The organism is Vibrio sp. 378, assembly GCF_033339435.1.
This window is the reverse complement of sequence record NZ_JAWOUO010000002.1, coordinates 578,586-590,880: the sequence shown is the minus strand read 5'-3', so window position 1 is coordinate 590,880 and position 12,295 is coordinate 578,586. Positions and strand designations below refer to the sequence as shown.

Genomic DNA, 12,295 nt, shown 5'->3' with positions numbered 1-12,295 from the left:
TTAGTTGTTTTCGCACTCAAAATAGGTGCGTTATTAGGTCGTTGAAAATGAATAAGCGTTATTTCCCAAGAGTTGATTTGCCACTACTCATGGCGATCATTCCGATCATGCTGTTAAGTTCGCTCACTCTCTGGAGTGCCAGTAGCTTTAATGAGGCGATGCTCTTCAAACATTTGGCGCGCTGCGGACTGACATTAGTTTGTATCTTGGTCATGTCCTCGATTCCAGCGTCCAGCTATCAGCGCTCAGCTCCATATCTCTACATTATTGCGGTTGCTCTGCTACTTGCTGTCGCTTTATTTGGTGATAGCACCAATGGCTCTCAACGTTGGCTCGATATCGGCTTCTTCCGCTTTCAACCGTCTGAGCTAATCAAACTTTCCATTCCAATCATGATCGCCTGGATGCTGCATATTGAAGGAGGTCGACCAGACAGTCGGAAAATTGCGTTTTGCTTACTTATTGCAATGATTCCTGCCGGGTTAATCGCGCTACAACCGGATTTAGACGGTGCAGTTTTTACCATCATTTATGCATTGTTCGTTTTGTTTTTGGCTGGCATGAGCTGGAAAATAATCTGCGGGTTTATTGCGAGCATTTTAACGTTAGCACCTATTTTATGGTTCTTCGTTATGGAAACCTATCAAAAGATCCGTGTAACACAGTTCTTGCACCCTGAGTCCGATCCACTGGGTTCGGGCTACCAAATCATCCAATCTTTGATTGCGATTGGCTCAGGCGGTATGAAAGGCAAAGGTTGGATGAATGCTACGCAAGGAACACTTGGCTTTATTCCAGAAAGTCATACGGACTTTATTTTTTCGACCTATGCGGAAGAATGGGGCTTTGTTGGCAGTTTAGTCTTACTCGCATTGTACTTGTTTATTACTGCACGCGTTATGTTGCTTGCATGTCAGTCTGACCACTTTTTTAGTCGGCTGGTAAGTGGCGCATTAGCGATGAGCTTTTTTCTGTATGCTTTTATCAATACGGGCATGGTGAGTGGCTTGTTGCCAGTAATGGGTAGCCCACTTCCCTTCTTTAGCTATGGCGGCACGGCGATGCTAACTCAAGGTATCTGTTTTGGTGTAATCATGTCGCTGTGTTATTCCAAATATCGTAACGCATAGCTCTGCTTGAGAAAAAGCGATCAAAAAAAGGCTTCCCTGAGGAAGCCTTTTTACAACGATATGAGCGAATTAATTACAGCTCTGCGTTATGGTAAACCTGCTGAACATCATCACAGTCATCTAGAAGATCTAGGAATTTCTGGAACTTCTCAGCATCTTCACCCGATACAGGCGTATGAGTTTGCGGAACGAATGTGATTTCTTCAACATCGATCGTTAGATCTGGGAATGCACCGTTAAGCGCAGTTTTTGTTTTGAAGAATTCTGTGTGAGGTGCGAATACAGTGATAACACCGTCTTCTAGCTCAACGTCAGTAACGTCTACGTCTTCCATCATTAGCGTTTCTAGAATAATTTCATCATCGTCGCCTTTGAACTGGAATACCGCTTGGTGATCGAACATGTGAGAAACCGAGCCCTCAACACCAATTTTCGCACCGACTTTCACAAAGCATTGGCGTACATCTTGGAAAGTACGGTTGCCGTTGTCTGTTAGACAGTCAACGATAACGCTAGTACCGCCAGGGCCGAAGCCTTCGTAACGTGCAGGAGTGTAGTCTTCACCACCGCCACCGTTCGCTTTGTCGATCGCTTTATCGATAACGTGCGCAGGAACTTGGTCTTTTTTCGCTTTTGCGATCAGGTGTTTCAAAGACAAGTTCATGTCTGGATCACCACCACCGTTTTTCGCGCACATGTAAATTTCTTTACCGTATTTGGAATAAACTTTAATTTTCGCGCCTGCAGTTTTCGCCATAGAGGCTTTGCGCACTTCAAAACTTCTTCCCATCGGGATGTCTCTCTAAATTCAAATTTAATGCGAAGGATTTTAGCAAAAAGCGAAACCTTTTCAATTTCGCTTAGCAAAGGAATAGGGAGGTTACCTCATTCGTCACATTGGATTGAACCATTGCCACGGTTCGCGTTAAGCGACACCCATTACTCGTTTGTACTTTTCGACCGATTGCTGGAAAAACGCCTTTTCATCAGCATCGTTAATCTTGGACAACTGTTCTTCTATTGCTTCAGGACCAGATTTGGCCTCTCTGAGCTTCCAAACCAAAAACGACGCCTGCTTATCCAGTTCGATTTTGTTTTTTTCGTCAGGCGGCAATAGGGATAGATTAAACGACATTCACAGCCTCAAGGTACTTTAAATACTAGCCGGGCACTATATCACACAGAGTTACAATTACAGAATAGAAACGCACTTAACTTGATCGATTTCAAGTTAACTATTTAGGCACAGCGCTGATTTTCAGTGCTTTTGGTAAATGCTGTTCGAATATTTGTTGTAATCGAGTCTTGGTAACGGGTTTAGCCACGAACTCGTTCATCCCAACATCGAAGCAATGTTGCTGATCCTCTTTAATGACATTGGCACTTAGCGCAATAATTGGAACGTGTTTCCCCCACTCTCCCATTTTTCGAATTCGCTCCGTAGCAATAAACCCATCCATCACAGGCATTTGGCAGTCCATAAAAATCAAATCGAAAGGCTGCTGATCACACAGCTGCAATGCTTCTTCGCCATGGTTGGCGACACTCACTCGCACACCCAGTTTTTCTAACATGATGCGAACTACCTTCTGATTGACGATGGTATCTTCAACAACCAATACCCAAGGTTTATCGTTATCTTGAGGGCTGATTTCGTTGTCTTCCGCTTTCGGGAAATCTAATACATTAAGTTGGTCGGTATAGGTCGATTGCGCATTTATTACAGCAACAGGAATCGAAAATTCAAAACAGCTTCCCAGCCCAAGCTCACTTGTTAGTTGTATTTCCCCTCCCATCAAGTTAACCAACTGTGCAGCTATCGCCAAACCAAGCCCTGTCCCACCATACTTTCTGGTGGTACTACCATCAGCTTGTTGGAAGCGTTCGAAGATTGCTTGTTGGTGCTCTTTCGCAATACCAATACCAGAATCCACAACTCGAAACCGGATATGAGCGGTCTCTCCATCAAGTCGAGATAACGCTACAAGAAGCTTCACATGGCCGCGCTCGGTAAATTTAATCGCGTTGCTCAACAAATTGTTCAGAACTTGTTTCAATCGTGTGGCATCACCTTGCACTTCCATTGGCAAGTGAGGATCAATATCGCTGAGCAGCTGTAAGTTTTTCTGCTTGGCTTTGACACTATGTAAACTGATGACATCGTCAAGTAGCTCGCGAAGATCATAGCTCGTGTATTCCAGCTCTACTTTGCCAGCTTCAACTTTAGAGAAGTCCAAAATGTCGTCGATGATCGTCATTAGTGAGTGAGAAGAACTGTCAATGATCTCTACAAACTCTTTTTGCTGGGGATCGAGGTCGGTGTCATTGAGCAACGACGACACACCAATAATGCCATTCATCGGTGTGCGGATCTCATGACTCATAGTGGCAAGAAACTCACTTTTCTTACGATTAGCGACTTCTGCCCTATCGCGTTCAGCCTCTAACTCAGTCTGGTGCTCTTTCACTTTCTCAACACTTCGGTTGTATTTCTCTGCCAAAACACTCACTTCATCAAAGCACCATCGTTTAGGGAGAGTCACTTTACTCGGCACTGTACCGCCACGAAAATCGCTCACCGCACCAGACAGCAATTGTAACGGATTGACCAACAAGCGAAACGCCACCCAAAGAACACCAATGATGAGGACAAGAATTTTGATCGCTTCTGTCGTAAGTAGAAAAAAGAACTGCTGCCAAAGATCTTCATATATCGCGCTAAGATCCGATTGAACCGTTAATATCGCGAGATCATACGTTTTATCGCCGACCCGATACTGCATCGGCCAGCTTCTCTCGACAACATCCTCAGAAAGCGCCGAACCTAATTCAATGATAACTTCGTCTTCACTAGCAATACGTAAGTAGTCCACCGAGGGCATACGCATTGCACCTTGAGCTTGTGTCAGCAACAGCTCCCTATCCTCTACCCACAAACTCGCAGAAAAGCTCGATAAATAGCTAGACTCAACCTGCTTTAATTCAACATCTAAATGGGCTAAATCTTCGTGAAAAACTCGATATAAGCTCACTGTAGAAATGATGACCGTAAAGATTAAACTCAACGTTAATACCGCCAACATAAGTTGGTTGCCGATACTAAAACGACGTTGAGATCGCTCTTTTTCATCCATATGAAACCGCTCCGATAAACTTGCGCTACTCTAAATATAGCTACGCACAAATAATAATCGAGGATACGATGAAAAGACTTCTACTTAGATTGGCTTTTAGCTTAATTGTTGTAAGTTCTCATGTGACCGCAAATCAAGTGAACTATTACGTCATTGCTGAACAAGCTCGACCATTTCAAATTGAACAACAGGGACAAATGCACTCCGGAATTGTGACCGATATCGTCAGCGCTATCTTCGCGGAGTCGGATTACCAAGTGAATTATCATACTTATCCATTTAAACGTATGATTTCCATATTGGAAGAAGGCGCTGAGCCAAACTGGTTAACTTATGGCAGCCCGAACTGGGGCAAGGTGCAATCGGAAAATTTATCTGAGGAGCCCATTTACACTGTAAAACATGTACTGGTGTCGAGTAGCGAGAAGCCTTTAGAATTCAAAAATATGGATACGATGCATGGTCGTTCTATTGTATTACTGCTGGGGTTTGATTATCCAAATTTAACACCGTTCTTTGAAAATGGCAGTGTCAATGAAATGCGCGTGAAAGACTACAACGCCGCATACCGAGTGATAAGCCGAACCCCTGGAGATACAGCTTTTGTCGAGATGGAATCCCGAGTCCTTTACAACTTAAAGCGACTCAATTTGCCGTTAGAGAATTTTCAGATACAGCCTTTCAGCTCGGTTATTCCTGACTACTCAATCTACCTAGCTTTTTCACCTCAAATGCAACCAGAAACTCAAAATTACATTAATACACGACTCGTTGAATTAAAAACCTCAGGGGAAATTGATGAAATCATTCAAAAGTATCAATGAATCAAATCATTAACAAAAACGCCAACGATGATACGTTGGCGTTTTTGTTTCTGTAAAATCTGTAGCACTTACTTAGTGTGGTTAACAAACTTAGGATCAAACATGTGCCCCAATTTACTCGCCTTGGTTTGCAGGTAATGTTGATTACTTGGGTTATTCCCTTCTTGTAATGGCACTCGTTCAATGACGTTAATATCAACCGCTTTTAAGGCGGCGAGCTTGCGTGGGTTATTCGTCATTAGACGCACAGCGTCAATCCCCAAATGCTCTAGCATTCCTTTACAGAACGCGTAATCACGCATATCAGCGGCAAAACCTAAACGCTCATTTGCTTCCACGGTATCTGCGCCATCATCTTGTAAGTGATAGGCACGAATTTTATTAATCAAGCCGATTCCACGCCCTTCTTGACGTAAATAAAGCAGCACGCCACATCCCTCTTTGACGATGTTTTGTAGCGCTCTATTAAGCTGAAAACCACAGTCACAACGCGTGCTAAATAGAGCATCTCCGGTAAGACACTCCGAATGCAACCGAATAAGTGGAGCTGCACTTTTTGTTGGCTCACCATAGACCAGAGCAAGATGCTCTTTATTTGTCGCGGCTTCAATAAAGCCGTACATCATAAATGTGCCCCACTGGGTGGGCAATTTGGCTTTATCGATAAACTTCACGAGATTGTAAGGCTCAACATGTCTCAGCTCTGCTCGAACATTCATCAGAATCTCTCCTAGATGATTTTCTCCTTTACCATCTCCCCCGTCTCCCCAAAAGGCATCTTTATGAGAATGCTCTGTTAGGCAAGCGTTACCCGTTCTCATTAATTGCTGCGCTAATGGTGGATTTTGTAGAAACTTTTCCCTAACGATGAAAGCCATAACAGCCAACTTTATATCGTCCCAATCGCTTCTGACAAAGTGTTCGTATTTGCGGCTTAAAGCAAACGCTTCGTCAGGGGTGCTTGCGTGCTGAATTTTACTTTGCAACTGAGCATCGAGAAACTTTTGGGCTTGGTAATAATGTTCGCTGGTGGGCCAAGTTTGGGACGAGATATTGACTGGGGCATGGCAAAAATTTGAGAGAAAACCGTGGGGCTCATCGGGCTCATAAAAAAGGATTTGATCAACCATACTTGCGCTCCTTGCTTTGTGGTTGCGATAATCAACAAAAAGCATATCGCTACTGATATATCTAGTAACACAAGGTCAGATTGTCAAACTTCTTCGGGACGGGACGTGAGTGTGAAACTCGTGCTTTTGAGGCGCAAGACAGATAAATGGAGAGTTTGAATAAGAGAGTAATAGAGTGAAAAAATAAAAAGGGCAGTCCGTCGACTACCCTATGGGTTGCTAAACCAACCTGAGGCGATCAGTGTATCAAGCCAAGCTCCCTTGCTTCTTCAATGGTCAACCCACTTTCACGGATCTCACGTAACGCTTCAATGCGTCTTCTGGCTTCTGCTGATTTCACTGTTTTCTCTGGCTTCACAACGGTTTCCTCATCAGGTAATTCCCATTTGTGAGCGATGTTGGTCATCTCGTCATGGTCGATAGAATTAATGGACATATTTCCTCCGAACACACCATGTTTTCGATGCGTAATCTATAGCAAAACCGGAACAAGGTGGTAAGAAAAACTGTAGGGAAATGTGACCCCTCCCGCCCTTTCGTTAACTCCTTAATAGATTCATCATTTAAGTTTTGCCAAGGGACAAATTTACGATTAAATTTGAGTAATTCCCCCTACGAAAAGTGTGCTGATCTAGCTCTCAATTCTGCTCTTCTTTAGTTTTATCAACGACGCATTACACCACTTCCTGTTTCACCTAACTTTCGAGTCACTTCACTGATTCATAGTTTGATACTTTCTAAAAACCGCCATACCTGATAATGATAATAATTATCTTTTAGATTGGTAAGGTGTTTATATGGATGGTATTAACTTAAGTCATGCATACCACAATGACCCGGTCATCCAGATCCGAGATTTGTGCGTCGATTACATCACTGATAATGGTGATTTTAATGCGGTAAAGTCCGTCAGCTTTGATATCGGCAAAGGCGAAGTATTTGGTCTTGCCGGTGAATCTGGATGTGGTAAAAGCACAATCGCATTCTCAATAAATCGTCTTCATAAGCCGCCAGCGTTCATTTCTGGCGGTAAAATATGGTTTGATGGCAAGGATATCCTTAGTATCTCAGACTCTGAACTGACCGCTCTAAGGTGGAGTGAAATCGCCATGGTGTTCCAGAGCGCGATGAACTCACTCAACCCTGTCTTAACGATACAAGAGCAATTTGCAGATGTGTTACGACACCATCAAGGCCTCACTAACGCTCAAGCAAAAGATAGAGCAGAAAAGTTGTTGGACTTGGTCAATATTCCTCGAGAACGCTTAGCAGAATATCCTCATCAATTTTCAGGAGGAATGCGTCAGCGGTTGGTGATAGCCATTGCTTTGTCTCTAAATCCAAAACTGATCATTATGGATGAACCCACAACAGCATTAGATGTAGTGGTACAGAGAGAAATTTTACAGCAAATTTATCAGCTTAGAGATGAGTTCGGTTTTTCAGTCCTCTTTATCACTCATGACCTGGCACTCATGAGCCAGCTATGTGATCGAATTGCAATCATGCGTCACGGAGAAATCGTCGAAGTCAATCGAGCATACGATATACGCAATCATCCTCAACACCCCTACACGCAAAAGCTATGGGCTTCTTTCCCAAACATCCATGACGTCCACAAACAACCAGAGTTACAAGGAGCGTAACCATGAGCCAGCCTATCATCCAAATGAAAAATGTGATTAAAGAATTCAAAGTGGGCGGTGGTTTAGCGAAAGAGGAAACCTTTCGTGCGCTTCAAGGAGTGACTTTTGATCTGTACGCAGGAAAAACCTTGGCTTTGGTTGGAGAGTCAGGCTGCGGTAAGAGTACTTGCGCTCGCTTAATAACCAAAGTCTATCCTGCAACGGAAGGCGAGATCCTTTTCAATGGCACTGACATAAATGAGATCACGTCACGATCGGCTCTACAAGAATATCGCAGTAAAGTACAAATGGTGTTTCAAGATCCGTTTGGCTCTCTCAATCCAACTCATACCATTCGCCATCACCTAACACGTCCTTTAAAAATTCATAAACAAGTCAAAAACGAGCGCGACATCCCAGCCCGCTTGGAAGAGCTCCTAAAGCTGGTGGAACTACCTGAAGAGACATTGAATAAGTTCCCTCACGAACTCAGTGGTGGGCAACGTCAGCGAGTAAACTTAGCAAGGGCTTTAGCGGTAGGTTCGCAAATCATTCTTGCGGATGAGCCTACGTCTATGCTGGATGTTTCTATTCGCTTGGGAGTGTTGAATTTAATGCAACGAATGAAGCAAGAACTGGGAATTGGTTTTTTATACATCACTCATGATCTGGCGACTGCGCACTACATCGCGGAAGAAACCGCAGTAATGTACAAAGGGCAAATCGTTGAATGGGGCGACACGCATTCAATACTTAAGAATCCGCAGCATCCTTATACTAAGCTGTTGATTTCTGCCGTTCCTGATCCTGACTTACCTTTTGGTAACTTAGTGAAAAATGAGCCAAACTATTCGATAGATGCCGATGAAATTCGTCAACGTAGCAGCATAATTGTCGACGAATTTGATCAAATAGGGCCAAATCACTATGTAAAACAATGGACTGAGGCAGCGTAATGGATTTGAGTACTTGGCAAGATCAAATCGCCATGTGGTACGAACAGCGGAAACATGATCAAGTAGAAAAATTGGAAACGATCTTATATCAGGTGCCTGATGACGTGTTTGGACCCGAATTGAGTGATCTTCAAAGTAAAGCGATTGCTTGCTGGTTGGATGGATGTTTACGCGTGTTTCAACATGCAAGGTACCAAGACCCTCAGAAAGCATATCAAACCTTGCTTTATACGAGTGCAAAGCTTGAACAAGCAGCATGCCAAGTCTCGACTGATATTCTGATCAAAGATTGGTGTTTGAGACGACTTCAGCATCTCACCGTTGTGGCGTTAGAGTTTTGTAATCAGCAGTGTGATCAAAACAAGTGGCAGGAACAAGCCCATAGCTTAATCGAATCACATGTTGCGTTGATGCGTTCATTACACTGGAATGAATCCAAGAAGCATGATCAAGGTTTACCTCATTAGTCCGGAAAAATGATCAAGGCTTAATTAGCGGAATTTTAGGCAAAAAAAAGCGAGTTTCCTGAGGAGAAACTCGCGAAGTCTATTCAGAATGAATGTAACAATATGAGCCAATCTATTAATCATCAGAAAGGACAAAAGGTTGTCTATTCGGGATAAATAGTAGTATTAGGCTTGGCTTCTAATGTCAGTGGTTTGTAAGAGTTAAGTCTGTTTTTTATCATCGAAAGACATTGTTACATTTCAAACCGATACATCACACCTATAGCTTGATACACATCAAGCGACACTTTTAAATCGCCATTTCATCCAAGGCACGAAATACCATTTCATCCATGTGACCATCGAAGATTTGACGACAAACTTTCCGACGCACCGCTAACCCCGCAATCAAGCGCTCGATGGTAAGATGCTTAACATCGTTCTGGGTGTTAAACAGCTCGACGGTTTTACTTAATGTCTCATAAGGAATCGGCTCATCCCCTACCCTTAGCCAGTCGAGCTTCTCTATGTAATCTGAGCACTCTTCTTTGATTGAGGCATACGAGTGCCCTGTCATCGCAGACAAAGCCGTTATACTGCGTTCTAGAGCCTCTGGTGAGGTGTATTTAGATAGAGTAATGGTGATCTCATCAGCATTGATCTCTACCAAATGCTTTCTTTGCTTCACGCGTCGCCCTAAATTTCCTCTTGGAGACGGTGCTTTGCGTTGAATAGGCTCAAATTCGCCGTCTATGATGCCTGAGAGCTCCTCAAGCTGTTGTCGGGTTACCATCTCATTACGAAGTGGATTTGGCAGCGTAGGCGCCATGTTACGCTTTCCTGCGTTGGTCGTTCGCGCTCGCGAATAACGCAGCACCTCTTCGACATCACATTTGATGTCGATCTGGTAGTCCATCACTTTATCATTCTCGATCATAGTTTCGATCGTCAGGTGATAACCCCACAAATTAACGACGAATAGATCATCATTCCCTTTTCCATCAGACAAACGCTTTAGTTCTCGGATCAGATCCATGGAGAACCGACGCCATTCAATGTTACGTGCAAGCTTCTGATTTAACTCGCTCAACAGCATGCAATCTGTGTGTCGGCGCACCATACGGCTACGGAAAAACGAATACAGCTGGAACACCAACGTATGCTGTTTCAGGATTTCTGGTGGGAACAAGAAGAAATAATCGCGTGTTAGTAGTTCTTCGTAGAACGACGGTTCCCACACCAAGATGTATAAGTTGGGTTTAATACGAATTTCGCCATCACTGCCCTCAACGGGCGCTTCTTCTGAAGCCGTGATGGTACGGGCTAAGAAGCGGAAGCGGTCACTCTTAAAGCCTTCGGGCATATTTTCACTGAGCCATCGGCCAGTGAGTTCATGCAGTTGGAAATCAGTAAACTCGATACGATCGATACTGTCACGGATGGAATCACGAGCTGGGCCACTGTCTTTTTTGCCTCTGAGCGACAAAATATCAGTGATGTATAGCGGCGTTTTGTTTGGTACGTGAGCAGCATCAAGCTGATACTGATCTTTGTGATGATCATGATACTGAACCGTTAACGTGAAGAGAGCGAACAGGGTCATGAGATCATCCACAGTCATGATATTTTTGGATGATCGCGTCTCAATAACGGCTTTTGTGCCAGAGATCGACACCATGGATTTCTGATAACTTTTTCGAGTTCTTGGTGGCGCAAGTGCTTGGTCAATGATCCCAGCCCAATTTGTTGGAGATACAACAAATTGATCAGCTTCATCTTTCATCGTGGGAGGTGTGTTTAACCCGTGCTCATTCAACAAACGTTTGTTTACTTGAGTCTGAGCCAATGCTTTCGAACGTTTTTGTTTCTCGTTCTGGCGAACTTTGTCTGTAACAAGACTTGTTGCTCCCAACACAGATATAAGCTGATTTGGATTCACAAATTTATGTAGCATCGTTTTACCAGCAAGTCCCTCTTCAAAACGCACTGGTGTTTGAGTAAATAAACCAATATTTACTGCTGCGCGCAAACGTTGTTGCAGAGCTGCACGTGTAAGTTGCCCATCTGTTGCTTCAACAATCTCTGTGGTTGAAACCAAACCATCCTTGCTGCTGAAGCCTCGTAATGAGATCAGATTAAGCAACTCTAAGATGCTTTTGGTCACCCCTTTGAAATGTTGGTACTGCTCTACCCAATCCGCAGAGGATTCATGTACCTCAAAAAGATGGCCATCTTTGTGGCTTCTCGGTGCTTTAATCAGAATTTTTTCATCAGCCGTCATTTTAGATCCAGATCACACTAGCCGTAGTTGTGCTATGGTTCCGAAGAATAAAGAAAAACAGATCATAAATAAAGAAAAAAGATTGTTTTTTAAATAACTGATCTTTTTGATTAATCTGATCTTAATTGATTATATGATCTAATGATCTGGCTTGAAATTTCTCGCTAAGCTTTTGTTCTATAAGGCTATTATTTTCATGTATTTCGGAACTATGATCATAAGAAGTCTGAAAGTATGATCAACAATAACCTGAAAGCATGATCATATTTATTCGTAAGCATGATCATTAAGGTTATGAAAAGATGATCAAAAGAGTCTTGAAACGATGATCATGATGTTTTTACAGGTTATCCACAGATGCAGTATTTAATAATGATCTTCACGATGATTATATTGTGCATTGGTGATGTTATTTATACTCGGATCGATGATCAAGAGCCAATATATCTATCGTTCTGGCGCCCATATTGATGAGATATCACTCATCTGATTAAAATACATTCAAGTCGCTCATATTTAGAAGTAAATACTAGTCTCTGCTTATTTACAGGAAGCATGATCATGAGAGCGTGATTTATCATAGCAACTTGAGCAATTTCATTGTTCCGGCTTCTATACCGTCAATTTCTGCTCAATCCCCCATTCTGTCTGCACTCAACCGTAAATCAGAGAAGAAAACTCATGCTTCCGAGAGATTCTAAGGCTTGATCATATTTCCGATTAATGGATCTTATTTTATTTGCGTGTTTACACCGTACTCTGCTCAATT

The 12,295-nt window shown here is 43.0% G+C and carries 11 protein-coding genes; 5 read left to right on the top strand and 6 right to left on the bottom strand.

The features are described 5' to 3' along the window. Window positions 1-47: 47 nt before the first annotated feature. Window positions 48-1,130 (top strand): rod shape-determining protein RodA, encoded by a 1,083-nt coding sequence (gene rodA / locus R7Q48_RS05985; protein WP_054576515.1) that lies wholly within the window; start codon window positions 48-50, stop codon window positions 1,128-1,130. Window positions 1,131-1,203: 73 nt separating this feature from the next. Here rodA and R7Q48_RS05980 read toward each other — a convergent pair whose 3' ends face one another. The 3 genes from R7Q48_RS05980 to R7Q48_RS05970 form a co-directional block, all read right to left on the bottom strand. Then, window positions 1,204-1,920 (bottom strand): YebC/PmpR family DNA-binding transcriptional regulator, encoded by a 717-nt coding sequence (locus tag R7Q48_RS05980; protein ID WP_005374482.1) that lies wholly within the window; start codon window positions 1,918-1,920, stop codon window positions 1,204-1,206. Between the two features lie 135 nt (window positions 1,921-2,055). Continuing rightward, on the bottom strand, window positions 2,056-2,265 hold the full coding sequence (locus R7Q48_RS05975) for a DUF3283 family protein (RefSeq protein ID WP_005374484.1): 210 nt from the start codon (window positions 2,263-2,265) through the stop codon (window positions 2,056-2,058). 100 nt (window positions 2,266-2,365) lie between these two features. Next, entirely contained in the window at window positions 2,366-4,264 is a 1,899-nt protein-coding gene (locus tag R7Q48_RS05970) for an ATP-binding protein (RefSeq protein WP_017633805.1), read from the bottom strand. Window positions 4,265-4,332: 68 nt separating this feature from the next. On the opposite strand from R7Q48_RS05970, the gene R7Q48_RS05965 reads away from it, so the two are divergent. Continuing rightward, entirely contained in the window at window positions 4,333-5,088 is a 756-nt protein-coding gene (locus R7Q48_RS05965; RefSeq protein WP_005383196.1) for a substrate-binding periplasmic protein, read from the top strand. A 68-nt stretch (window positions 5,089-5,156) separates the two neighbouring features. Here R7Q48_RS05965 and ribA read toward each other — a convergent pair whose 3' ends face one another. Both ribA and R7Q48_RS05955 read right to left on the bottom strand, forming a co-directional pair. Next, window positions 5,157-6,218: a GTP cyclohydrolase II gene (gene ribA / locus R7Q48_RS05960; RefSeq protein WP_017635221.1), complete on the bottom strand. Its 1,062-nt coding sequence runs from the start codon at window positions 6,216-6,218 to the stop codon at window positions 5,157-5,159. A gap of 238 nt (window positions 6,219-6,456) precedes the next feature. Further along, window positions 6,457-6,654: a PA3496 family putative envelope integrity protein gene (locus tag R7Q48_RS05955; protein ID WP_005374493.1), complete on the bottom strand. Its 198-nt coding sequence runs from the start codon at window positions 6,652-6,654 to the stop codon at window positions 6,457-6,459. A gap of 361 nt (window positions 6,655-7,015) precedes the next feature. Between R7Q48_RS05955 and R7Q48_RS05950 the strand changes: the two genes are divergently transcribed. Genes R7Q48_RS05950 through R7Q48_RS05940 form a run of 3 tightly spaced genes read left to right on the top strand, consistent with a single transcriptional unit; the run spans window position 7,016 to window position 9,266 of the window. Beyond that, window positions 7,016-7,864 (top strand): ABC transporter ATP-binding protein, encoded by an 849-nt coding sequence (locus R7Q48_RS05950; protein ID WP_005374497.1) that lies wholly within the window; start codon window positions 7,016-7,018, stop codon window positions 7,862-7,864. A 2-nt stretch (window positions 7,865-7,866) separates the two neighbouring features. Further along, entirely contained in the window at window positions 7,867-8,799 is a 933-nt protein-coding gene (locus R7Q48_RS05945) for an ATP-binding cassette domain-containing protein (RefSeq protein ID WP_017821873.1), read from the top strand. After that, entirely contained in the window at window positions 8,799-9,266 is a 468-nt protein-coding gene (locus R7Q48_RS05940; protein WP_065275567.1) for a transcriptional regulator, read from the top strand. Before R7Q48_RS05945 ends, R7Q48_RS05940 begins: the two co-directional genes overlap by 1 nt. 289 nt (window positions 9,267-9,555) lie before the next feature. Here the strand turns inward: R7Q48_RS05940 and R7Q48_RS05935 are convergent, their stop codons facing one another. Then, window positions 9,556-11,526: a replication initiator protein RctB domain-containing protein gene (locus R7Q48_RS05935; RefSeq protein ID WP_017635223.1), complete on the bottom strand. Its 1,971-nt coding sequence runs from the start codon at window positions 11,524-11,526 to the stop codon at window positions 9,556-9,558. Window positions 11,527-12,295 lie beyond the last annotated feature (769 nt).

Excerpts from the sequence above, each read along its gene's own strand:
- rodA (WP_054576515.1), top strand. The coding sequence starts at position 48 with ATGAATAAGCGTTATTTCCCAAGAGTTGATTTGCCACTACTCATGGCG.
- R7Q48_RS05980 (WP_005374482.1), bottom strand. The coding sequence starts at position 1,920 with ATGGGAAGAAGTTTTGAAGTGCGCAAAGCCTCTATGGCGAAAACTGCA.
- R7Q48_RS05975 (WP_005374484.1), bottom strand. The coding sequence starts at position 2,265 with ATGTCGTTTAATCTATCCCTATTGCCGCCTGACGAAAAAAACAAAATC.
- R7Q48_RS05970 (WP_017633805.1), bottom strand. The coding sequence starts at position 4,264 with ATGGATGAAAAAGAGCGATCTCAACGTCGTTTTAGTATCGGCAACCAA.
- R7Q48_RS05965 (WP_005383196.1), top strand. The coding sequence starts at position 4,333 with ATGAAAAGACTTCTACTTAGATTGGCTTTTAGCTTAATTGTTGTAAGT.
- ribA (WP_017635221.1), bottom strand. The coding sequence starts at position 6,218 with ATGGTTGATCAAATCCTTTTTTATGAGCCCGATGAGCCCCACGGTTTT.
- R7Q48_RS05955 (WP_005374493.1), bottom strand. The coding sequence starts at position 6,654 with ATGTCCATTAATTCTATCGACCATGACGAGATGACCAACATCGCTCAC.
- R7Q48_RS05950 (WP_005374497.1), top strand. The coding sequence starts at position 7,016 with ATGGATGGTATTAACTTAAGTCATGCATACCACAATGACCCGGTCATC.
- R7Q48_RS05945 (WP_017821873.1), top strand. The coding sequence starts at position 7,867 with ATGAGCCAGCCTATCATCCAAATGAAAAATGTGATTAAAGAATTCAAA.
- R7Q48_RS05940 (WP_065275567.1), top strand. The coding sequence starts at position 8,799 with ATGGATTTGAGTACTTGGCAAGATCAAATCGCCATGTGGTACGAACAG.
- R7Q48_RS05935 (WP_017635223.1), bottom strand. The coding sequence starts at position 11,526 with ATGACGGCTGATGAAAAAATTCTGATTAAAGCACCGAGAAGCCACAAA.